Genomic DNA, 22,731 nt, shown 5'->3' on the forward strand with positions numbered 1-22,731 from the left:
CGCCACACACGACACCGACTGAACACCAGCAAACAGACCCAGTGGGTCAAAGTTCGACCGCCCGAAACGGGTCAGAATTCAACCGCCACCGACACCTGAGCTGCGGCAAGCCGGGATCGTCGAGCAATAGGCCTGCTGGGGTCGACCCAAGATCCGCCGCTTTTGGAGGGCCAGGGGCTGCTGGGTGGGTGCTGCTCGAAGCAATGGCGGATGCTCTCCAGAGCGACGCCCATCTCCTTCGCCGCGACGGCGGGCGCTTGGCCCTCAGCGCAGATGAGACGGTGCGCTCGTGTCACGTCCACTGGTCTGCCGGGCAGGCAGAGTCCAGCGGCAAGGTCGGTTGGAGGCTCCCAGGTCAGCGGTTCGTCGATGCCCAAACCCCGTAGGTAGTTCTCGCCGTACTTGTCGAGAGCTCCCAGCAGGGCGGCGGTGATCCGGAAGGGAACCACCGCGACGCCTGCCGCCTCCTCTGCGGTCGTGATGCGGAGCGACGCCGGCGCCTGCCGGAGATCATTTCCGGTGATGCGCTGATAGAGGTAGCGGCGCACAGACAGCAGCCGCGCTTCCTGTCCCGGGTGGACACCGGTCTGTGCGCAAATCGAAACCCAGTCATCAGCGGGCAAGAGGCCCTCACCTGTCAACCCGCGTCGACGTTCGTAGTCGATGGGGACGGGCTGGGTGTCCAGGTAGTCGGCGATCTCGCAGAGCCCGGTGAGGACTCCGTCGTGACCCTGCTGAGCAAGCTCGGCGAGCGTGTAGTGGACGTCGAGTCGCGCCTGATGGCCAAGCATGCTGATCAGGGGATCGAAGTGACGTCTGGATGCTCCGGGGAGGACGAGTGCGACGGCCAGGGCCGCGCGGAAGTTGCCGATGTTCCGGACGCCGGCGGCGGGCAGGAAGCGGGCAGTCCATCCGCGCCAGAGCAACTGCGGGACTCGGCTGGCCCGTGCGGTGGTCAGGGTCTCGTTCATCTTGTGGGGTGGGCGCGGGCGAGTGGTGCAGCTTCGAAAGCGGAGCCGGTCCACGTTCGCCATGCGTGTGTCCATGGCCTGCCAGATCAGTTGTTGCAGGGCAGTGGAGTGTGCCCTCCAGCGTTTGTTGATGTCACCGAGGGGCATGAGGTCCAGTCGCTCGCCGTCTCGTTCGAGGAGGGTCCGCAGCGTGGCGATGTTTGTCTTGTCGGAGCCTTGTTGAAGGATGTGGACGGCGCGGGTGAGTCCGCCTGCGGTCACTGCCGCCGAGGTGGGCGAGAACTGACCGTCTCCGGCGTAGTCCTGGCATGCCTGCTCGACATGCGGATCGAGTGTCGGGAAGTCGCCGGGTTCCGCGATGCGCAAAACCCAGGAGGCCAGCGCACGCAGGTCGTTGAAGATCATTCGGGGTGCGGGGAGGGACTGTGCTTGTCCCTGTTCGACTCGGTCCAACAGGTCGTTGATCCAGCGCTGGGACGCCAGTACTGGGCTGTCTTCGCGAAGGGCGGCAGCGGGGGTCAGGGTGAGGTCCGTCTGGCAGAGCGCCCCTGACGGTTTCAGCGTCGTAGGACACTGATGGGGTGGAAGATCACGGAAGATGCTGACTCGGCCGTGGCGGGTGCGCTGGTCGCAAGAGGGACAGGCATGCGGCAGCAGGATCCGGTGCCGAGTGCAAGCGAAGCTCCAGGGGAGGCGCCAGCGCAACTCCCAGCGGCCGTCGTGTTCGTGAAGGCATTGGGGGCAGTAACGGGAGCCGTTTCGGCACCAGAGCTGCATGCGGTTCACCGTCCGGCGGTGAGGGTGCAGTACGAGCGCATGGCCGTCGTACCGGCGCAACGTCATCGCATGCAACCGGTCAGTGGGGACTCCGCTGACGGCCGCGGCCTGCTCGGCCTGGTCCGACTTGAGGTAGCGAGTGAGGTCAGGGAGGCTGCCGTCGCGCCGGCCGGGCAGTCCCAAGGCGATCAGGATTTCGCGGAAGCTGACCATGCTGCGGTGGGCCAGAGTCTCCAGCCAGGAGTCCGGGGCTTCTCCTGGCAGCGGCGCGACTCTGATCGGGAGAGTCCGCAGGCCGGACGTCACGCGGCTTTCCGGTTGCTGGATCGGGGCCGGCTGGTGAGTCGTCGCTTGTCCAGGGCTGCTTCGAGCTCCCTCCGAGCCTTCTCGGATGCCTCGTCGTTCTTCACTCGGTCGAGCAGGTCACGGTCGAGGCGTTCTGCGCCGCTACGGACGGCTCTTTGGCAGCCCCGGTTGATCAGTGTCATCAGCGAGCCGATATGCCCGGTGCTTCGAGCAAAAAGGTAGTCGGAAAGATCGTCTGCAAGCATGCCGGGATACTTGTCGGCCAGGACCACTCGCTTCTCCAGGGCAAGGAGCATCTTCCTCCATTCTCGGCGGCCCGCCTCGTTCTTGATGGTGAAGGGCTGCATGTCCAGTCGAGTCGTGCGCCGGCCTGTCTGGGCCAGGGCTGTGTCACCAGAAGTAGTTCCTTCGCTGAACAGGCCCTTCTCTGCGAGTCCGACGCCGATCATCAGTAAGGTCACGGGGAACTCGTTGGCGATCCACTTCAGGTGGTTGCTGACCTCGATGCCGCTGGTGTTGCGCCACTTCAGGAAGTGCAGATCGTCGAGAGCGAGGACGCGCACTTCGCAGGACAACACGCAGTCCAGGGCCCGCTGGCCCATCTGGGCGGCTGTTCCGCGGTTGCGTCCGGCATGGCCGAAGAATTCCAGAATGGCACGGTTGAGGTCCTTCATGCCGGTATTGCCGGTCAGTCCAACCCGGCAGACCGGAAGCCGTTCGTGTCCCTGCGCTGTGAACTCGCCGTTCTCGGCGATCTCCCGGTGGTGGAACTCACGAAGGAACGCCAGCACCGAGGTCGTCTTCCCCAGGCCGGGAAAGGCATCGACAGCCACGGCGCCCTTGGCCTTGTCACCATCCTGCTGATTGCTGTCGACGATGTCCCACAAATCCTCGTGAAGATCCGCCAGTTGCTGCGTCCTGATCGGCCCGAGGTTGGCATGCCACTCCCGCCGCAGTCGGTCGTAGACGGCTCTCGCCTCAGAGGTCAGAGCTTTCAGCTCTAACCTCGTCAGCAACCTTGGCTGTTCGCGACGCGGAGCGTTGGCGAACTCCTTGAAGTCCTCCTTCCGCGACAACGCCAGATTCCCCAGGCCCAGCGGGAGCGGGTCAGTCACACGTCCTCCAGTGCGTCGGCGTAGAAGTCGTCCTCTTCGACGAGGACTTCGAAGTCGGCCTCGTCGTCATCACCCGTCTCGGCCGGCTCCGTCTCTTCCGGCTCCTCGTGGGACGAGCCCTCTTTGTCCCCCAGGGCTTTGCGGACTGAGGGCAGCGAGACGACTGACTCGTCGGACTCGGGCAGTTCGATGGCCGCTTGCTCTCGCGATAGCCGCAGGGCCATCCGCCGCTCTGCCAGCGTTGTGCCCAGGCCGAGGTTCCAGCGCTCCAATAGGTCGGCGACTGCAAGGCGGTCGTCAGGAAAGCGATACTTCGCAGCAGCCAGTTTCCGGGCGAAGGCGAGAGCATCCTCGCTCAGCGGCATACCGGCCGTGGGCGCATGCTCCCAGGTCAGGGTGCGCCAGCGACGGTCCAGGTCCCGGACGTAGATGTGAGTGATGTCGTCGGGGTCAACCTGGAAGGGCCATCCGTTCTCGACCGGCCCCTTGTAGGGACTCCGGACATCGCTGAGGCCTTTGAGGCCGGGGCCGCTGTAGCGGCGACGGCCGATCTCGACTCCGTAGTGCTGGATCGTGCGCCATTCGGTCTTCAGGAATTCGTAGGCGAGGTCGGGGTCTCTGGGGGCCTCGATGTAACCCGCCCGAGCCATGCCGTGCTCGAACATTGCGGCGGGGGACATACGCAGCCCTGGCAGGCCCGGATCGACCAGACTCGTGTGCGGTCGGTGGTGATAGACCGCCGCGACCCACTCACGGATGATCGCTTCCAGCTCATGCAGGAAGAAGAAGGCGTCGTCCTCGGGGTTCTCCCCCCGGGAATGGACGTCCGGCCCCTTGTAGCCGGGTAGTGCTTGAAGCAGGCCCTCGCGCAGGGTGCGAAAGAATCTTTCGACTGGCCCTTTGTCGCGACCCGTCCGTAGCCTCGCAGGCTGGATCGAGATGCCCATCCGTCGGCAGACGCTGGTCAGATGCTCGGAGTCGTACCGCTTCCCGTGGTCGATGACCAGGGTTTCCGGAACCAGAATGGGGCCAGCTGCACCAGCCCCTTCGGCGACAGCCGTATCCACGAGGACCGTCCGTGGGATGCCGTGCTCGGGCCAGACCGCGTAACGCGGCCAGTCCTTCCCAGCCGGCCTGGGCCGGAACGACTGGTAGAGCACCGCGCTGACGTCCACCGCCTTCGTCGACACCGGGGTGAGGCGGATGCCGGTGATGCAGCGGGTGTACCAGTCCATACCGATGCTGAGCTCAGCCTGCACCCACCGAAGCGTGAACGGGTCGAAGGCGAAAACGTCCAGCCGGGTGGAGTCCATCAGGAGGTACTCGCCCGGCCTGGTCGGCCGCAACCTGCCATAAGGCTCATTGGGCCGGCCAGCGATGTCCCGGTTCCGCTTCGCACTCAGCCGGAAGAGCGGGTGCTGGTCCTCCAACTCCTCAAGCAGCCGGAAGGCAGTAGCCCGGCTGGGTTGCGGGACGACATCCGGACCGAACCGTGCAACCACCCGTGCTCGGGTCCGCTCGATCACCAGCGTGCGGGACGGCTTGGACTCCTTGGCATGCTCGACCATGACCTCCGTGGCTGTCTCCACCCACCGGTCATCCAGTTTCGTGGCCCGCCCACGTGCGGGTCGCCCGGCAGCCGCCAAGCCCGCCTCGCCGCCACGGCGGAAGTCCCGAACCCAGCGCTCAACGGTACGGACGGTGACGCCGAGTTCAGCGGCCTTGCTCGCGTAGCGCTCGCCTAGCGGGAGGTCAGGCGAGTATTCCAGTCTCGGCTCGCCTTCCGCTGCCAGCTCCGGATCGCCCGACCGGTAACCGGTGAGGACTTCCCGGACATGGCCTGCCCGCTCTCGTAGTCCGTCTTGCTCGGCTTTCGACAGCTGGCTCAGCACGACGCCAGCGACGTCTTCGTCGTCGTCACTGGACGGTCCCGGAGCATCCGGGATCACACGAACTCGATCAGACAGCAGCAGTTCCTTCACTGCCAGTCTCAGCAGCTTCCCGCGGCCGTTCTTCAGTACCGCCTCGTTGCCGTTCGCGGTGATCGCCAGCTCGATTACCTCAACGGTCTCGCCGTCATAGCGGAACCGTGTACCAACCCCCACGCGGACTCCGGCCCAGCTCACTTCGAAGCCTTCAGAACGTGATGACCGCTGAGCGGGATACTCAAGTCGGTGACCAGCTCACCACGCCAGAGAAGGTGAAGGACCCCAGCACGGACCTCCTCCGGTTCTCGTCCGGCGAGTGCGTCATCGAGTTCGCCAAGTGTCCGGCAATCCAGCCCTATCGCTCGAAGTTCGTCGAGCAGGAGACCATCGAAAAGCCAGTCACGTCGGTACCCGGCGAGGAACCGAAGGTTCTCGAGTTCCGCCGGCGCAGGTTCGCTCCACACGACGTATCGCCATCCGCGTGTCTCCACCAGCCGCCGCGTCCAGTCGAAAGTGAACGCCACCTCTGGCTTGGCCACCCGGTGCCTCGGCTTGACGTCGACCACGACCGGACCGTTTTCGCTAATCAGAAGGTAGTCCGGGATGTGTTTGCGAACCTTGCCTTCCACCTCGGCCTTCAGCAAGAAGGGCTGGGCAAGGATGCGGCGGACGGATGGGTCGAAGTCGTCAAACAGCAGTCGAGCAAGTTCAAGCCGCGACTCGTAGATCACGTGGTCACGCATGGTCGAGGACCAGTAGGTGCCCGAGTAGTGCTTCTGGCCGTCGTACCACCGGAATGTCCGCCATGGAGACGCTGTCGCTAACGTCGCGCTGCTGACGCTCTCCCACGGCTCGTCTTCGAACCCCCGGCCCGTACGGAAACACACCATTGCCGACTCAACTGGCACGAGCACCCCCACTCCCGCAGCATCAGGTTCGATGCGATCAAGCAGTCGGTGACAGCCTGGGCCGTACGGCAGTACGTGCACCAAGAGAGCTTGGGACGTCCACACGTTTGAGCGAATTCGGCCTCAAGAGTCTGGCCAATCTCACGACGATGTCGTATCCGACATCCATCCGACATCGATCGTGAGATTCCGACACAGAAAATTAGGCCCTACAACACGAGCGCGTCAGGTCTGTGCCATGTCCACAAAGCGTGAGTAGTGGCCTTGGAAGGCGACCGTGATCGTCGCCGTGGGGCCGTTACGGTGCTTGGCGACGATCAGGTCCGCCTCGCCCGCGCGCGGGGACTCCTTCTCGTACGCGTCCTCCCGGTGCAACAGGATCACCATGTCGGCGTCCTGCTCGATGGAACCCGACTCACGCAGGTCGGAGACCATCGGCTTCTTGTCGGTGCGCTGCTCGGGGCCACGGTTCAGCTGGGACAGTGCGATCACCGGGACCTCAAGCTCCTTCGCCAGCAGCTTGAGGTTTCGGGACATGTCCGAGACCTCCTGCTGGCGGCTCTCGGCGCGCTTGGAGCCGCCGGACTGCATCAGCTGGAGATAGTCGATGACGACCAGCTTGAGATTGTTGCGCTGCTTCAGGCGCCGGCACTTGGCACGGATCTCCATCATCGAGAGATTCGGGGAGTCGTCGATGTACAGCGGTGCCTGGGAGACATCGGGCATTCGCCGGGCCAGCCGGGTCCAGTCGTCGTCCGTCATCGTGCCGGAGCGCATATGGTGCAGAGCGACCCGCGCCTCGGCGGACAGCAGGCGCATGGCGATCTCGTTGCGCCCCATTTCGAGGGAGAAGATCACGCTCGGCAGATTGTTCTTGATCGAGCAGGCGCGGGCGAAGTCCAGTGCCAGGGTGGACTTACCCATCGCGGGCCGGGCCGCGATGACGATCATCTGGCCCGGGTGAAGTCCGTTGGTCAGCGAGTCGAAGTCCGTGAAACCGGTGGGGACACCGGTCATCTCGCCACTGCGGGAGCCGATCGCCTCGATCTCGTCGAGCGCTCCCTCCATGATCTCGCCGAGCGGCAGATAGTCCTCGCTGGTGCGCTGCTCGGTGACGGCGTAGATCTCGGCCTGGGCGGAGTTGACGATCTCGTCGACATCGCCGTCGGCCGCGTATCCCATCTGTGTGATCTTGGTGCCGGCCTCCACGAGCCGCCGCAGCACCGCCCGCTCGTGGACGATCTCCGCGTAGTACGAGGCGTTGGCCGCGGTCGGCACCGACTGGACCAGGGTGTGGAGATAGGGCGCGCCGCCGACGCGGGTGATCTCGCCGCGCTTGACCAGTTCGGCGGCGACGGTGATGGGGTCGGCCGGCTCCCCCTTGGCATAGAGATCGAGGATCGCCGTGTAGACGGTCTCATGGGCGGGCCGGTAGAAGTCATGGCCCTTGATGATCTCCACGACATCGGCGATCGCGTCCTTGGAGAGCAGCATGCCGCCGAGGACCGATTGCTCGGCGTCCAGGTCCTGGGGCGGCACGCGCTCGAACCCGGGGGAGCCGCCGTCCCAGCCACCGCTGTCACTGCCGCGCTCGTGCTGGTCCTCGCGGTTTCCGCGGTTGTCCTTGCGGCGCGGCCGGGAAACGGGCAGACGGTCGCCGGGGCCGCTGTCGGCCGCCCAGGGATCGTCCAGGGGCTCGGAAATGCTCACCCGGCGGCCTCCTCCCGTCCGCGCAGCGGACCTCGCCGTGCGCCTTCTTTCTACGGCACAGCACTGACAAATCGAGTGGCTCGACTCCGCTTCCGGCGCGTCGGGCAACGGTCCACGTTAGGCCGGTCTCCACCGTCAGCCAATCTGGTTATCCACAGGCCATGTGGATGAGCGACCAGATGCTGTGGACAACCCCTCTGAACCTGTGCACGGACCGGGGGACAGCACTGTGGACAAAGTCGCGCCTCCGCCGCTCCATAGCGCTTGACCTGCAGATATTCCATCCACTGACTGTGGGGGAGAAAAAATTTCCCAACCGGCCCAAGATCAGAACAAACGGCCCACCGCAGAGCCGTCACCCTCGGTGAAAGTAAGGACTGCAATACGTTTGCATCTCTTACCTGTGGAAGATTACATTGGCTCAATGACCGAGGCTCCCGCGTCACCGAAGGCAGTGCGGCGACGCCATGACCGGGAGATCATCGCGCTCGCCGTTCCCGCCTTCGGAGCACTCGTCGCCGAGCCGCTTTTCGTCATGGTCGACAGCGCGGTCGTCGGCCATCTCGGCACCTCGCAACTGGCCGGGCTCGGCATCGCGGCGGCCCTGCTGATGACGGCTGTCAGCATTTTCGTCTTCCTCGCCTACGCGACCACGGCCGCCGTCGCCCGCCGTGTCGGCGCGGGCGATCTCACCGGGGCCATCCGCCAGGGAATGGACGGTATCTGGCTCGCCCTGATCCTGGGCGCGGCCGTCGTCGCCGTCACCCTCCCCTCCGCACCATGGGTGGTCGATGCCCTCGGGGCCTCCGACACCGCCTCTCCCTATGCCATCACCTATCTGCGGATCTCCAGCCTCGGGATCCCCGCAATGCTGATCGTCCTGGCCGCGACCGGCGTACTGCGGGGGCTACAGGACACCCGCACCCCGCTGTACGTCGCCGTCGGCGGTTTCACCGCCAACGCGGCACTCAATGTGGGTCTGGTCTATGGCGCGGGGTTCGGGATCGCCGGATCCGCCTGGGGCACCGTCATTGCCCAGTACGGCATGGCCGCCGCCTATCTGCTGGTGGTCGTACGAGGTGCCCGCCGGCATAAGGCGTCACTGCGACCCGACACCGCCGGCATACGGGCCAGTGCCCAGGCCGGTGCCCCTCTCCTCATCCGCACGCTCTCTCTTCGGGCCGTCCTGATGATCGCGACAGCCGTGGCCGCCCGCCTCGGTGACACCGAGAGCGCCGCCCATCAGATCGTTCTCTCCCTGTGGAACCTGATGGCCTTCGCCCTGGACGCGATCGCCATCGCCGGCCAGGCGATCATCGGCCGCCACCTCGGCGCCGGAGACACCGCTGGGGCGCGCGAAGCCTGTCGTCGCATGGTGCTGTGGGGCATCGCGTCAGGGACAGCGCTCGGCCTTCTACTCCTTGCCACAGGCCCGTTCCTCATGCCGATGTTCAGCAGTGACCCGTCGGTGCATGACACCCTGCTCCCGGCTCTTCTCGTGGTCGCCCTGTCCCAGCCCTTGGCCGGAGTCGTCTTTGTGCTCGACGGCGTCCTGATGGGCGCGGGTGACGGTCCCTATCTCGCCAAGGCGATGCTGGTGACACTCGCGGTCTTCGCGCCCGTCGCTCTGCTCGTGCCAGCCCTCGGAGGCGGTTTGACCGCCCTGTGGTGGGCCATGACGCTGATGATGGCCGTCCGGATGGGAACACTGTGGGCACGCACCCGTTCCGGCCGCTGGATCGTCACCGGAGCCACCCGCTGACCGCGCAGCCGCCGTGACGCGATGCCGATGTTTCACGTGAAACGTCGAAGCCGTTCCCTCAGAGCGTTGACACTCCACAGCCGCTGCCTCGCACCCCCGCCGCAGCCGGACGCGGAATCGACAGGCGTGACCGACGAACCCTGCACACCGGTCCTGGACACCGGAATCACCCCGCTGCCCCGGCACAGCGAAAGGGCCGCATCGAGGGATGCGGCCCTTCCTGCAATTCGGTCAGTACGCCACACTCAGGCGGCGACAACCTCGATGCCGAGCTTCGCGGCAACCTCGGGGTGCAGACGCACGGAGACCTGGTGCGAGCCCAGGGTCTTGATCGGCGAACCGAGCTCGACGCGGCGCTTGTCAACCTCCGGGCCCCCCGCGGACTTGATCGCCGTGGCGATGTCGGCCGGGGTGACGGAGCCGAAAAGACGGCCAGCGTCGCCGGAGCGAACAGCCAGACGTACCTTCACGCCCTCAAGCTTGGTCTTGACCTCATTGGCCTGCTCGATGGTCGCGATCTCGTGAATCTTGCGGGCGCGGCGGATCTGCGCCACGTCCTTCTCGCCACCCTTGGTCCAGCGGATCGCGAGACCACGCGGAACCAGGTAGTTGCGAGCGTAGCCGTCCTTGACGTCGACGACGTCACCGGCGGCACCGAGGCCGGAGACCTCGTGGGTGAGGATGATCTTCATGTTTCGGTCACCCTTCCCTTAGCGCGCGGTGGACGTGTAGGGCAGCAGCGCCATCTCACGGCTGTTCTTCACGGCCGTGGCGACGTCACGCTGGTGCTGCGTGCAGTTGCCGGTCACGCGGCGGGCACGGATCTTGCCACGGTCGGAAATGAACTTCCGCAGCATGTTCGTGTCCTTGTAGTCCACGTACGCGGTCTTGTCCTTGCAGAATGCGCAGACCTTCTTCTTCGGCTTGCGCACAGGCGGCTTCGCCATGGTGTTTCTCCTGTGTGATCAAGAAGTGGGGTACGAACGCCCCTGGGAGAGCCCTGTGAGGGATCCCTAGAAAGGGGGCTCGTCCGAGTAGCCGCCGCCGGAACCGCCGGAGCCGCCGGAGTTTCCGCCCCAGCCGCCTCCGCCGCCTTGCTGCTGGCCGCCGGAAGGCGTGCTGGTGGCCCACGGGTCGTCGGCGGGTGCACCGCCACCGCCCTGCTGGCCACCGCCGGGGCCGCCGCCCCAGCCGCCTCCGCCGCCCTGCTGCTGGCCGCCGCCGTAGCCGCCCTGACCACCGCGGCCGGTGGTCTTGGTGACCTTGGCCGTGGCGTTCTTGAGGCTGGGGCCGACTTCCTCGACGTCCAGCTCATAGACCGTGCGCTTGACGCCCTCGCGGTCCTCGTAGGACCGCTGCTTCAGACGGCCCTGCACGACGACGCGCATGCCGCGCTGAAGCGACTCGGCGACGTTCTCCGCCGCCTGACGCCAGACCGAGCAGGTCAGGAAGAGGCTCTCGCCGTCCTTCCACTCATTGGTCTGACGGTCGAAGGTGCGGGGAGTGGACGCGACACGGAACTTCGCGACCGCCGCACCGGACGGGGTGAAGCGCAGCTCGGGGTCGTCGACGAGATTGCCGACGACCGTGATGACGGTCTCGCCTGCCATGGGTGAACCTCTCGGCGGGATTGCTTCTGGCTGCTTGTGCTACTCGAACCCGATGACCTCTGAGCTAGACGCTCAGTGGTCAGTGGGTCTCGGGACGGAGGACCTTGGTCCGGAGGACCGACTCGTTCAGGTTCATCTGGCGGTCGAGCTCCTTGACGACCGCAGGCTCGGCCTGCAGATCGATGACCGAGTAGATGCCCTCGGGCTTCTTCTTGATCTCGTAAGAGAGACGACGACGGCCCCAGGTGTCGACCTTCTCCACCTTTCCGTTGCCCTCACGGACGACGGAGAGGAAGTTCTCGATCAGCGGGGAGACAGCGCGCTCCTCGAGATCGGGGTCGAGGATGACCATCACCTCGTAGTGACGCATGTGGAACCCACCTCCTTTGGACTCAGCGGCCACGGTCGTTCCGTGGCAGGAGGGTCGTGATGCGTTGCAACAGTGCCCTAGTCAACCAGGCCCCACTGACAATCACAGGGGACTGACTTCTGGCCTGGGCAGACACCGGTGCGGACGGTACACAGTACCCGCAGACGTGCTTCCGGTTGAAATCCGGTGGCGAGGAGACGCAATCTGTACACATCGGGTGTGCGCGGCACTACGATGCGCCGCGCTCCGGCAAAGCCAGGAGGTGCCACATGGCACAGGCAGTGCGACGTCAAGCCTCGCTCTTCGCCACGGACGGCAAGCCCCACCCCCTCCAGGAGACCCTGGTGGCGGTAACGCTGGTGCTCGGCGTCCTCGCCTTCGTATCGGCGATGTTCCACAATCTGCATCTGCTCAGTTCGTGGGCCGGGATCGTGGGAATCCTCAGCGGCGCCTACGGACAGTTCATCTCCGAGACGACTCGTGAGCGGTTTCTGCTGATCCTGGGGCTCGGCGCGTCCGCCGCCGGATTCTTCCTCGGCATGGCCCACGGTGGCCTCTTCGGCGGCCTCATCGGCTGACCCCCGCCGCGGAACCACCGGCCGACCCCCTCCAAACCGCTTGTCACGGCGGTTCGAACGCGACCATTCGGGGCGCTCCCCAGCGCAGTAGGCTTCGGCGCGAGAGCCGGAGCCCCTGACCATGGGGACACACCTGCCAAGGAGCGCCCCGCAATGAGCCTGACCTTGAGGACCATCAGCCCCGAGCAGCATCTGGCATACATCCAGTCCCTGCCCTCGGCAAGTCACTGCCAGGTTCCGGCGTGGGCCGATGTGAAGACCGAATGGCGCTCGGAGAATCTCGGCTGGTTCGACAAGCACGGCGAGCTGGTCGGTGTGGGGCTGGTCCTGTACCGCCAGTTGCCCAAGATCAAGCGGTATCTCGCTTATATGCCCGAGGGCCCGGTCATCAACTGGTACGCGCCCAATCTGGACGAGTGGCTCCAGCCGATGCTGGCCCATCTCAAGCAGCAGGGTGCCTTCTCCGTGAAGATGGGCCCGCCGGTGGTCATCCGCCGCTGGGACGCGCCCGCGATCAAGGCCGGTATCCAGGACCCGGATGTGAAGCGGCTGCGGGACGTCGAGGCGACGCATATCGAGCCGCGGGCCTTCGAAGTCTCCGACCGGCTGCGCAGGATGGGCTGGCAGCAGGGCGAGGACGGCGGCGCCGGATTCGGCGATGTCCAGCCCCGGTACGTCTATCAGGTGCCGCTCGCCAACCGCTCGCTCGACGATGTTCTCAAGGGCTTCAACCAGCTGTGGCGGCGCAACATCAAGAAGGCCGAGAAGGCCGGTGTCGAGGTCGTCCAGGGCGGCTACCAGGACCTTGAGGAATGGCAGCGCCTGTACGAGATCACGGCCGTACGCGACCGTTTCCGGCCGCGCCCGCTCTCGTACTTCCAGCGCATGTGGCAGGTCCTCAACACCGAGGACCCCAACCGCATGCGTCTGTACTTCGCGCGCCACAACGGCGTGAACCTCTCCGCGGCGACCATGCTCGTCGTCGGCGGCCATGTCTGGTACTCCTACGGCGCCTCCGACAACATCGGACGCGAGGTCCGGCCCTCGAACGCGATGCAGTGGCGGATGCTCCGCGACGCGTACGCCATGGGCGCGACCGTCTACGACCTGCGGGGGATCAGCGACTCCCTCGACGAGACCGACCATCTCTTCGGCCTCATCCAGTTCAAGGTCGGAACGGGCGGGGAAGCCGTCGAGTACGTCGGCGAGTGGGACTTCCCGCTCAACAAGCTGCTGCACAAGGCGCTCGACATCTACATGTCCCGCCGCTGACGCATGTACCGCCGCTGACGCGTGGCCCATCGCCGATGGCTGAAGCGCGGCTGACGCTACGGACGTCCACGCCGTAACCTCGTAAGTCTCGTTCATACCGTTGATACACCGCGACCACCAGAAAGGTTCCGGGCCGACCATGGCGCTCTCCCTGTACGTCGACACCACACGCTGGCGGGCGCACCAGAAGTCCGTGATCGACCAGTTCCCCGACCTCGTCCCGGTCTGCAAGGGAAACGGCTACGGCTTCGGGCATGAGCGGCTCGCGGAGGAGGCGTCCCGCTTCGGCTCCGACACGCTGGCTGTCGGCACCACCTACGAAGCCGCCCGGATCAAGGACTGGTTCAGCGGCGACCTCCTCGTCCTCACGCCTTTCCGCAGAGGCGAGGAGCCCGTCCCGCTGCCCGACCGCGTCATCCGCTCCGTCTCCTCGGTCGACGGAGTACACGCCCTGGTCGGCGCGCGTGTGGTCATCGAGTGCATGAGTTCGATGAAGCGTCATGGCGTCTCCGAGCAGGACCTGGCCCAGTTGACCTCCGCCATAGAGGATGTGCGGCTGGAGGGCTTCGCCCTGCATCTGCCCCTTGATCGCACCGACGGCTCCGACGCGGTCGAAGAGGTCATCGGCTGGATGGACCGGCTGCGGACCGCCCGTCTGCCGCTGCACACGATGTTCGTCAGCCATCTGCGCGCCCAGGAGCTGGCCCGGCTGCGCCAGCAGTTCCCGCAGACCCGCTTCCGCGCCCGTATCGGCACCCGGCTCTGGCTCGGCGACCACGACTCCACGGAGTACCGCGGCTCCGTTCTCGATGTCACCCGAGTCGTCAAGGGCGACCGTTTCGGTTACCGCCAGCAGAAGGCGGCATCCGACGGATGGCTGGTCGTCGTCGCCGGCGGTACGTCCCACGGAGTCGGGCTGGAGGCCCCGAAAGCGCTGCACGGGGTGATGCCGCGTGCCAAGGGCGTGGCGCGCGCCGGGCTGGCGACCGTCAACCGAAATCTGTCGCCCTTCGTCTGGGCGAGCAAGCAGCGCTGGTTCGCCGAGCCCCCTCATATGCAGGTGTCGATCCTGTTCGTACCGTCCGACGCGCAGGAGCCGCGGGTCGGCGACGAGTTGGTGGCGCATCTTCGCCACACCACGACCCAGTTCGACCGCCTCGTGGACCGCTAGAAAGCCGCTGGAAGTCGCTGGATAGCCTCCGGAACGGACCAGTGGACGATCGGCCCCGGGCCGGGAGCGGTCCGCGGGCCGGCGGGAGTCCGTCAGGGCTTCACAGCGTTCGGCCCCAGTCCACCCTCGTGACTTCCGCATCGGGGCCCGCGTGTCGCGGAGGGCGGGCCACCGGGCCCAGGACGAAGACATCCGGGGCCCGGTCCAGCACTCCGCCGGACGGATCGTCCGACCCGTCCTGCCGTACGCCGTCCCGCTCCGGCATCAGGATGTCCCGTACCACCATCGCGCAGAGATACAGCGTCCCCAGCAGATGCACGGCGATCGCCACCTGGTACCCCTCCGGCGGCAGCCCCTGCTGTTTGGAGCTCGTCGTGTACGCGAGATACATCCAGATCCCGAGGAAGTACACCACCTCGCATGCCTGCCAGATCAGGAAGTCCCGCCACCGGGGCCGGGCCAGCGCGGCGAGCGGGATGAGCCACAGGACGTACTGCGGCGAGTAGACCTTGTTGGTGAGGATGAACGCGGCGACGACCAGGAAGGCGAGCTGCGCGAAGCGGGGCCGCCGCGGAGCCCCCAGCGTCAGTGCGGCGATCCCCGCGCAGGCCAGGATCATGAGCAGTGTCGCGTAGGTGTTCACCGTCTCGACCTCGATCTGCTCACCCGTACGCTGGGTGATGATCAGCCAGAACGACCCGAAGTCGACCTGTCGCTCCTGGCTGAAGGTGTAGAACTTCTTCCACCCTTCGGGGGCCAGCAGCATGACCGGAAGGTTCACCACCAGCCAGGAACCCGCCGTCGCCAGCACGGCCGTGGCGAACTCCCGCCACTTCCCGGCCCGCCAGCACAGCAGCAGGAGCGGTCCGAGCAGCAGCACGGGATAGAGCTTGGCGGCGGTCGCCAGCCCGAGCAGGACGCCGAAGGCCAGCGCCCGGCCTCGTGACCACATCAGCATCGCGGCCGCGGTCAGCGCCACGGCCAGCAGATCCCAGTTGATCGTCGCCGTCAGGGCGAAGGCAGGCGCCAGAGCGAGCAGGAGCGCGTCCCAGGGGCGGCGGCGGTGGGTCCGCGCCACACAGACGGCGATGATCACGGCGCAGATCATCAGCATGCCCGCGTTGATCATCCAGTACACCTGCTCCTGGTGCTGCAGGGGGCCGTCGGCCAGATTCAGCCATGAGGCGACCTGCATGAAGAGCCCGGTCAGCACGGGATACTCCAGATACTGCATATCCCCGGGTAGCCGGTCGAAGTACGGAATCAGCCCTTCCGAGAAGCCCCGCCCCAAGTAGAGATGGGGGATGTCGGAGTAGCAGGCGTGGGTGTACTGCGAGCTGGTGCCTCGGAACCAGGCCCAGTTGTAACACGGCATCTTCTGCACCATGCCCAGCGCGAACATGCCGATCGCCACCAGTGCCACAACGCGTACGGGCGTGAGGTAGCCGGCCCGGACACGCAGGGCCCAGCGGCCGGCCGGCCCCCCGATCAGCTCACTGCCGGACGCGGCGACGGGGTCGGCCCGGGTGGGCCGTACATCAGGCCGGTCGTCCTGGTACACGCTCGTCTCTTCTGCGCTGGGCATGATGCTCATCCTGCCGTACGGGGTCGGGTATGCCGCGGGGGCCGACGCATCGGCCGTATCCGCTGTGCGCCGTGCACAGGTGGTACGAGCCGGGTGCGCCGGCCCCCGGTGAACCGGAGCCGAGGCGGCTGGCTACTCCGGTGGTCGGCCGAAGAGGCCGGGGTTGTTGCCGGAGCCTCTGGGACCGCCGCCGGTGGGACCCCCATTGGTGGGACCGCCGTTGGTGGGACCCCCACTAGTGGGACCGCCGTTGGTGGGACCGCCGTTGTTGCCGCCGTTGCTGGGACCGCCGTCATTGCCGCCGATCATGCCATCGCAGGGGGGGTCGCCGGTCCAGGGGTTGCAGGTCTGGGACGGGTCGGGCGATCGGGGCGGCGGCGTGTTCCTGGTCGGCTTCTTCTCCGGCTCCTCGGGCTCCTCTGTCTCCTCCTGCGTGGGAGTGGGCGGCGGAGGCGGGGGCGGGCTGGACGCGCCGCCGCCCCAGACAGCCTCACCGATCGGCTCCGGCTTGGGGAACTTCTCCGCCTTGACGCCCTTCAGCGCCGCCGTCATGTAGTCCTGCCAGATCTCCGACGGGAAGGACGAACCGTGGATCTTCGGCTGAGCACCCGTTCCGAACATCTCGAGGAAGGTGCGGTTGGTGTTCTTCTCGTTGTCGTCGAGGCGGTACATGTCGATCGCGGTCGAGAGCTGCGGCGTGTAGCCCACGAACCAGGCCGACTTGTTTCCATCGGTCGTACCGGTCTTCCCCGCGACATCGCGGCCCGGAATCCGGGCGTTCTTGCCGGTGCCCTTGGGGTGCTCGACGACGTCCTTCAGCACATCGGTCACATTGTTCGCGACGGCTGGGGTGAAGACCGCCTTCGGTTCGGGCTTGTGCTCGTAGATCTTCACGCCGTTCTTGTCGACACGCTCGACGGAGTACGGATCACGCTGCTCGCCCTGGGCGGCGAAGGTCGCATAGGAACCGGCCATGCGGATCGCGCTGGGCGTGGAGATACCGATCGAGAACGACGGAACGTTGGACTTGTCGAGGGATTCCTCCAGCAGGCCCGCTTTGACGGCCGCCTTCCGCACCTCGGTGATGCCGATGTCCATGCCGAGCTGGACGAAGGGCGTGTTCGCGGAGCGGATCATGGCCTCGCGCAGGGTCATGTTGTCGTACGACGCGTCGTCGTCGTTGACCTGCAGCCACTCCTTGTCGTTCTCGTCCCGCCAGACGGAGCCGTCATAGTTCTTGATCTTGAGCTTGTTCTTGCCGTTGTACACACTCTTGTCGGGATCGACCTTGGTACGGTCCGCTTCCCCTTGCTCCTTGCCGAGCTTGGGGTCGCGTACGCCGGCGCTCATCGCCGCAGCGAGCACATAGGGCTTGAAGGTCGATCCGACCTGGGCACCGGTGTTGTTCGCGTTGTTGGTGAAGTGCTTGGTCGCGTCCGAACCGCCGTAGACGGCGACGATCTTCCCGGTCGCCGGCTCGACCGAAGCCCCGCCGAACTGGACGTGGGTGTCCGTCTTCGGCCGCTTCTGGGGGTCGATGTGCTTGTCGTAGATCTTCTTGATGGAGGCTTCGAGCTTGTTGACCTTGTCCTTGTCGAAGGTCGTGTGGATCTCGAAGCCGCCGCGGGCGAGGTCGTCGGAGGTGTAGTCGGTGTTGGCGATGAAGTTCGCCTTGGCGAGGTCGACCAGATAGCCGATCTGTCCGCCGAGCTTCGCGGCCTTGGCGACCGGCTGGGTCTTGGGGAGCTCCTTGAATCCGGCCCGCTTCGCGGCATCCAGATGGCCGTCCTTGACCATCTCGTCCAGGACCCAGGACCAGCGGTCGGTCACCCGGGCCGTGTTGGCCTCCGGTGTCGCGGCCGGGTCGATATCGATGGAGCCGGCCGGATCGTAGTACGTCGCGCCCTTCAGCAGGGTGGTGAGGAAGGCGCACTGGCTCGCGTCGAGCCTCTCCGCGTCGATACCGAAGTACGTACGGGCCGCGGCCTGGATTCCGTAGGCGCCCCGCCCGTAGTACGAGGTGTTCAGATAGCCGGCCATGATGTCCCGCTTGTCGAGCTTGGTGCCGACCTTTATGGAGATGAACAACTCCTGGAACTTACGGCTCAGAGTCTGCGACTGATCGCCGAGCCGTGCGTTCTTCACATATTGCTGCGTGATGGTGGAGCCGCCCTGGGTCTGCCCGCCCTTGGCCATGTTCAGCAGAGCGCGGCTGATGCCCATCGGGTCGATGCCGGAGTCGGTCCTGAAGGACTTGTTCTCCGCCGAGATCACGGCGTTCTGCATGTCCTTGGGGATCTCCTCGATCCCGACGTTCTGCCGGTTGATCTCACCACCGGTGGCGGCCATCTGGGAGCCGTCGGCCCAGTAGTAGACGTTGTTCTGCGCCTCGGCGGCCTTCTTGGGGTCGGGCACGTTCACCATCGCGTACGCGACGGTGGCGGCCCCCATCAAGGTGCCGAGAAAGGCCAGGGAGAGCCCGGTGGCGAGCTTCCACGAGGGCACCCACCGGCGCCACCCGTCCTTGTTGTGGCGCGGGTAGTCGATCAGCCGCTTCTTTCCGGGCCGCCCACCGCGGCCTGGAACCTGATGTCCCCCGCCGCCTCTGCGACCACCGCCACGGCCGCCACGCCCGGCGCCCGCGTCACTGTCCATACGTCGGCGGCCACCGCCGCGCTGGGCGGCGCGACGGGCTTCGGCCCGGCCTCCGGGCGGGCTCTCCGCCCCGTGGGAGACGGAAGGCGAAGAGGTGGTGCCCCAGGTCGGGGCTGCACGGCGGCCGGAAGGCTGCTGGGCGGCGCGCCTGGCAGCCGCACGCCCGCCGCCTTGCGGCTGCTGCGGTTTGCGACGGTGCTCGCTCATCGAACGGTTACTCCTCGGGCAGGCGAGATGCCTGGAAGCGGCAGTTGAGTTCCGGTCCCCCCGAAGTGGATACGGACCAGCCGCACGAAGGGCTCATCCGCTCTGCATCCACGGCGAGGACGTCAGCGGGCGTCCCCTGGTTCCCGGCGGTCTGCATCCGCACAGACTACGCACGTCCAAAACCGTCCCGACGCTGAAGTTCACCTCAAATCAGGCAAGTTGGTTAACACGAATTGATGATGTGACGCCGTTCACCTTGACCGCCCTTGCCGCAGGGGCAAGCTCGTCCTATCGTGCTGATGTATCGGTTCGATACATCAGCATGAGATAAGCGACTGAGACGGCGTGGGAGGCAACGGTGAGCAGGCGCTCCGGGATCCTCGAGTTCGCCGTGCTCGGTCTGCTCCGTGAGGCCCCGATGCACGGGTACGAGCTGCGGAAACGGCTCAACACCTCGCTGGGGATCTTCCGGGCTTTCAGCTACGGGACCCTCTACCCCTGCCTCAAGACGCTGGTCGCCAACGGCTGGTTGATCGAGGAACCGGGAAGCGCTCCCGAGGACGCTCTCGCCGCTTCACTGGCAGGGCGCCGCGCCAAGATCGTCTACCGGTTGACGGCGGAAGGAAAAGAACACTTCGAGGAACTGCTCTCGCACACCGGGCCCGACAGCTGGGAGGACGAGCACTTCGCTGCTCGCTTCGCCTTCTTCGGGCAGACGGAGCGTGAGGTGCGGATGCGGGTGCTGGAAGGCCGCCGAAGCCGGCTGGAGGAGCGCCTGGAGAAAATGCGCGCTTCCCTGGCCCGTACCCGCGAGCGCCTCGACGACTACACGCTTGAGCTTCAGCGACACGGCATGGAGTCCGTGGAGCGCGAAGTGCGCTGGCTGAACGAACTCATCGAGAGCGAGCGGGCGGGGCGGGATCGGCGAAGCTCCTCCCCCGACGGCGCGGCTCAGCAGAACAGCACATCTGGATCGACGGACGGCCTGCCCCGGCACAGGGGTGCCGAGTCCCCGGGAGGAACCTCTCCCGGACTCTCCACCTCGCCGGATCCGTCCGACGAGACCATCAACTGAGACCCCGCGGTCCGCAGGGTCTCACCGGAACTACCAAGATCACACAGGGAGCAAGCGGAATGGGTTCGGTTCGCGTAGCCATCGTCGGCGTGGGCAACTGCGCCGCATCACTGGTGCAGGGCGTCGAGTACTACAAGGACGCCGACCCGGCCGGCAAGGTGCCGGGTCTGATGCACGTCCAGTTCGGCGACTACCACGTCCGGGACGTCGAGTTCGTGGCCGCCTTCGACGTGGACGCCAAGAAGGTCGGTCTCGACCTCTCGGACGCCATCGGCGCCAGTGAGAACAACACCATCAAGATCTGCGACGTGCCCAACGCCGGCGTCACGGTGCAGCGCGGTCACACCCTCGACGGGCTGGGCAAGTACTACCGCGAGACGATCGAGGAGTCCCCCGAGGCCCCCGTCGACATCGTCCAGACCCTCAAGGACAAGCAGGTCGACGTCCTGGTCTGCTATCTGCCCGTGGGCTCCGAGGACGCCGCGAAGTACTACGCGCAGTGCGCCATCGACGCCAAGGTCGCCTTCGTCAACGCTCTCCCGGTCTTCATCGCCGGCACCAAGGAGTGGGCGGACAAGTTCACCGAGGCGGGCGTCCCGATCGTGGGTGACGACATCAAGTCCCAGGTCGGCGCCACGATCACCCACCGTGTGATGGCGAAGCTCTTCGAGGACCGGGGCGTCATCCTGGACCGTACGATGCAGCTGAACGTCGGCGGCAACATGGACTTCAAGAACATGCTGGAGCGCGACCGCCTGGAGTCCAAGAAGATCTCCAAGACGCAGGCCGTCACCTCCCAGATCCCCGACCGGGAGCTGGGCGAGAAGAACGTCCACATCGGCCCGTCCGACTATGTGGCCTGGCTGGACGACCGCAAGTGGGCGTACGTCCGCCTCGAGGGCCGTGCCTTCGGTGATGTCCCGCTGAACCTGGAGTACAAGCTCGAGGTCTGGGACTCCCCGAACTCCGCGGGTGTCATCATCGACGCCGTGCGTGCCGCGAAGATCGCCAAGGACCGGGGCATCGGCGGCCCCATCCTCTCCGCGTCCTCGTACTTCATGAAGTCCCCGCCGGTCCAGTACTTCGACGACGAGGCCCGTGAGAACGTCGAGAAGTTCATCAAGGGCGAGGCCGAGCGCTAGAAAGCCGGAGGCGGCCCGGCCTCTGGAAACAGCTCGTCTCCGCGGACGCCGGCCGGTCGTCCCGCGCCGAGCCGAACGACGCGGAGGGTCCCCGGGGGAGTACCCCGGGGACCCTCCGCGTGTGTGCTTCCCTCGTGTGTGACGCTTGATCACATGTCTGCCGTACGTGATCTGCGCGTACTCCTGCGCCTGACCGACTTCCGCCGACTGCTGGCAGTCCGGCTGCTCTCCCAGTCGGCCGACGGCGTCTATCAGGTCGCGCTGGCCACCTACGTGGTCTTCTCCCCGGAGAAACAGACCTCGCCTGCGGCCATCGCCTCCGCCATGGCCGTGCTGTTGCTGCCGTACTCCCTGATCGGCCCCTTCGCCGGGGTGCTGCTGGACCGCTGGCAGCGGCGGCAGGTCCTGCTGTACGGAAATCTGCTGCGGGCCGTCCTCGCGTGCGGCACCGCTCTGCTGATCCTGGCCTCCGTCCCCGACTGGCTCTTCTATGTCTCGGCCCTGTCCGTCACGGCGGTCAACCGCTTCGTGCTGGCCGGACTCTCCGCAGCACTACCGCGGGTCGTCGACCAGGAACGGCTCGTCATGGCCAATGCGCTCTCACCGACAGCCGGCACCCTGGCCGCGACAGCCGGCGGCGGGCTCGCCTTCGCCGTGCGCCTGCTCGCGGCCGACTCCGACGCGGCCGTCGTCCTCCTCGGTGCCGCTCTCTACCTCTGCTCGGCACTCGCCTCCTTGCGGATGGGGCGTGAACTGCTCGGCCCCGAAAAGGAGCTGCTGCAGCCACGGCTGACCGCCGCGATCGCTTCCACGGCCCGCGGCCTGGTCGAGGGGCTGCGCCATCTGAAGGAACGCCCCGCGGCGGCCCGCGTGCTGACGGTGATGACGCTGATGCGCTTCTGCTATGGGGCACTGACCGTGATGGTCCTGATGCTCTGCCGGTACGCCTGGTCCGAGAACGAGCGGGACGGTCTCGCTCTGCTCGGCGTGGCCGTCGCCATCTCGGGAGCGGGCTTCTTCGTCGCGGCCGTGATGACCCCGTGGGCCATCGGGCGGCTCGGCCGGTACGGCTGGATGGTCGCCTGCGCGGGAACGGCGGCGGTACTCGAACCGGCCCTGGGCCTGCCATTCCAGCCGGTGCCGATACTGATCGCCGCGTTCGTGCTGGGACTTGTCACCCAAGGGGCGAAGATCACCACCGACACCGTGGTCCAGACGTCCGTGGACGATGCCTACCGAGGCAGGGTCTTCTCGCTCTACGACGTCCTGTTCAACGTCTCGTTCGTGGGCGCGGCCGGTGTCGCCGCCCTGATGCTGCCTCCCGACGGACGGTCGGTGGAACTAGTCGTCCTCGTCGCTCTGATCTACGCGACGATCGCACTCGCCATAAGCCGGTGGAGCCGCGTCAGCGGCGCCCGCTAGCGTGCGCGCGGCCCCCCGGCACGCAGTACTCCCCACAACGGGGGAACAGCCATGATCGCCGTAGCCGCAGCGGGGGCGATGTTTCACGTGAAACATCGCCCGCCTCTCCGACGACCTCGATGTCGTCCTGCACTTCGAGGAAGGTGCGCAGACCCCGGCGTACGACC

Annotated in this window: 18 protein-coding genes and 1 pseudogene; 7 read left to right on the plus strand and 12 right to left on the minus strand. The window is 66.3% G+C overall.

The features are described 5' to 3' along the window. Positions 1-71: 71 nt before the first annotated feature. The 5 genes from ACWEFL_RS34890 to dnaB form a co-directional block, all read right to left on the minus strand. On the minus strand, positions 72-2,054 hold the full coding sequence (locus tag ACWEFL_RS34890; RefSeq protein WP_451720897.1) for a TniQ family protein: 1,983 nt from the start codon (positions 2,052-2,054) through the stop codon (positions 72-74). Further along, complete coding sequence (locus tag ACWEFL_RS34895; RefSeq protein WP_451720899.1) at positions 2,051-3,169, minus strand: ATP-binding protein; 1,119 nt, start codon at positions 3,167-3,169, stop codon at positions 2,051-2,053. Before ACWEFL_RS34895 ends, ACWEFL_RS34890 begins: the two co-directional genes overlap by 4 nt. After that, the gene (locus tag ACWEFL_RS34900) at positions 3,166-5,295 is read right to left on the minus strand and encodes a helix-turn-helix domain-containing protein (protein ID WP_451720901.1); all 2,130 of its coding nucleotides are present in this window, start codon (positions 5,293-5,295) and stop codon (positions 3,166-3,168) included. Before ACWEFL_RS34900 ends, ACWEFL_RS34895 begins: the two co-directional genes overlap by 4 nt. After that, on the minus strand, positions 5,292-6,086 hold the full coding sequence (locus ACWEFL_RS34905) for a TnsA-like heteromeric transposase endonuclease subunit (protein ID WP_451720903.1): 795 nt from the start codon (positions 6,084-6,086) through the stop codon (positions 5,292-5,294). The genes ACWEFL_RS34900 and ACWEFL_RS34905 overlap by 4 nt, the downstream gene beginning before the upstream one ends. Before the next feature lie 144 nt (positions 6,087-6,230). Continuing rightward, positions 6,231-7,697: a replicative DNA helicase gene (dnaB, locus tag ACWEFL_RS34910; protein ID WP_451720928.1), complete on the minus strand. Its 1,467-nt coding sequence runs from the start codon at positions 7,695-7,697 to the stop codon at positions 6,231-6,233. Between the two features lie 442 nt (positions 7,698-8,139). Here dnaB and ACWEFL_RS34915 point away from each other — a divergent pair, with 442 nt between their 5' ends. Further along, positions 8,140-9,477, plus strand: a complete 1,338-nt coding sequence (locus tag ACWEFL_RS34915) for an MATE family efflux transporter (RefSeq protein ID WP_451720905.1) — start codon at positions 8,140-8,142, stop codon at positions 9,475-9,477. Between the two features lie 245 nt (positions 9,478-9,722). On the opposite strand, the gene rplI is transcribed toward ACWEFL_RS34915, so the two are convergent. From rplI to rpsF, 4 genes are all read right to left on the minus strand, one after another. Beyond that, the gene (rplI, locus tag ACWEFL_RS34920; protein ID WP_451720907.1) at positions 9,723-10,169 is read right to left on the minus strand and encodes a 50S ribosomal protein L9; all 447 of its coding nucleotides are present in this window, start codon (positions 10,167-10,169) and stop codon (positions 9,723-9,725) included. Positions 10,170-10,187: 18 nt separating this feature from the next. Further along, positions 10,188-10,424: a 30S ribosomal protein S18 gene (gene rpsR, locus ACWEFL_RS34925; RefSeq protein ID WP_005315025.1), complete on the minus strand. Its 237-nt coding sequence runs from the start codon at positions 10,422-10,424 to the stop codon at positions 10,188-10,190. Positions 10,425-10,490: 66 nt separating this feature from the next. Beyond that, positions 10,491-11,087 carry a single-stranded DNA-binding protein gene (locus ACWEFL_RS34930; protein WP_451720909.1) on the minus strand — a complete coding sequence of 199 codons (597 nt, stop codon included), beginning with the start codon at positions 11,085-11,087 and terminating at the stop codon, positions 10,491-10,493. Between the two features lie 79 nt (positions 11,088-11,166). Next, positions 11,167-11,457 (minus strand): 30S ribosomal protein S6, encoded by a 291-nt coding sequence (gene rpsF, locus ACWEFL_RS34935; RefSeq protein ID WP_006604399.1) that lies wholly within the window; start codon positions 11,455-11,457, stop codon positions 11,167-11,169. Between the two features lie 269 nt (positions 11,458-11,726). On the opposite strand from rpsF, the gene ACWEFL_RS34940 reads away from it, so the two are divergent. The 3 genes from ACWEFL_RS34940 to ACWEFL_RS34950 all read left to right on the plus strand — a co-directional run bounded on the left by ACWEFL_RS34940 (position 11,727) and on the right by ACWEFL_RS34950 (position 14,478). Next, positions 11,727-12,035, plus strand: coding sequence for a hypothetical protein (locus ACWEFL_RS34940; protein ID WP_451720912.1), 309 nt, complete (start codon positions 11,727-11,729; stop codon positions 12,033-12,035). A 153-nt stretch (positions 12,036-12,188) separates the two neighbouring features. Continuing rightward, positions 12,189-13,307, plus strand: a complete 1,119-nt coding sequence (locus tag ACWEFL_RS34945) for a lipid II:glycine glycyltransferase FemX (protein ID WP_451720914.1) — start codon at positions 12,189-12,191, stop codon at positions 13,305-13,307. 139 nt (positions 13,308-13,446) lie between these two features. Beyond that, entirely contained in the window at positions 13,447-14,478 is a 1,032-nt protein-coding gene (locus ACWEFL_RS34950; RefSeq protein WP_451720916.1) for an alanine racemase, read from the plus strand. Positions 14,479-14,578: 100 nt separating this feature from the next. On the opposite strand, the gene ACWEFL_RS34955 is transcribed toward ACWEFL_RS34950, so the two are convergent. Then, on the minus strand, positions 14,579-16,063 hold the full coding sequence (locus tag ACWEFL_RS34955; protein WP_451720918.1) for a glycosyltransferase family 87 protein: 1,485 nt from the start codon (positions 16,061-16,063) through the stop codon (positions 14,579-14,581). A 132-nt stretch (positions 16,064-16,195) separates the two neighbouring features. Continuing rightward, positions 16,196-18,925 (minus strand): transglycosylase domain-containing protein, encoded by a 2,730-nt coding sequence (locus ACWEFL_RS34960; protein WP_451720920.1) that lies wholly within the window; start codon positions 18,923-18,925, stop codon positions 16,196-16,198. 358 nt (positions 18,926-19,283) lie between these two features. On the opposite strand from ACWEFL_RS34960, the gene ACWEFL_RS34965 reads away from it, so the two are divergent. The 3 genes from ACWEFL_RS34965 to ACWEFL_RS34975 all read left to right on the plus strand — a co-directional run bounded on the left by ACWEFL_RS34965 (position 19,284) and on the right by ACWEFL_RS34975 (position 22,564). Beyond that, positions 19,284-20,000 (plus strand): helix-turn-helix transcriptional regulator, encoded by a 717-nt coding sequence (locus ACWEFL_RS34965; protein WP_451720922.1) that lies wholly within the window; start codon positions 19,284-19,286, stop codon positions 19,998-20,000. Between the two features lie 59 nt (positions 20,001-20,059). After that, positions 20,060-21,142 carry an inositol-3-phosphate synthase gene (locus tag ACWEFL_RS34970; RefSeq protein WP_451720924.1) on the plus strand — a complete coding sequence of 361 codons (1,083 nt, stop codon included), beginning with the start codon at positions 20,060-20,062 and terminating at the stop codon, positions 21,140-21,142. Positions 21,143-21,295: 153 nt separating this feature from the next. Further along, positions 21,296-22,564, plus strand: coding sequence for an MFS transporter (locus ACWEFL_RS34975; protein WP_451720926.1), 1,269 nt, complete (start codon positions 21,296-21,298; stop codon positions 22,562-22,564). A 94-nt stretch (positions 22,565-22,658) separates the two neighbouring features. Here ACWEFL_RS34975 and ACWEFL_RS34980 read toward each other — a convergent pair. Further along, positions 22,659-22,731: pseudogene (locus ACWEFL_RS34980) on the minus strand (DNA-binding response regulator); the annotation flags it as partial.

This window comes from Streptomyces sp. NPDC004838, assembly GCF_053600955.1.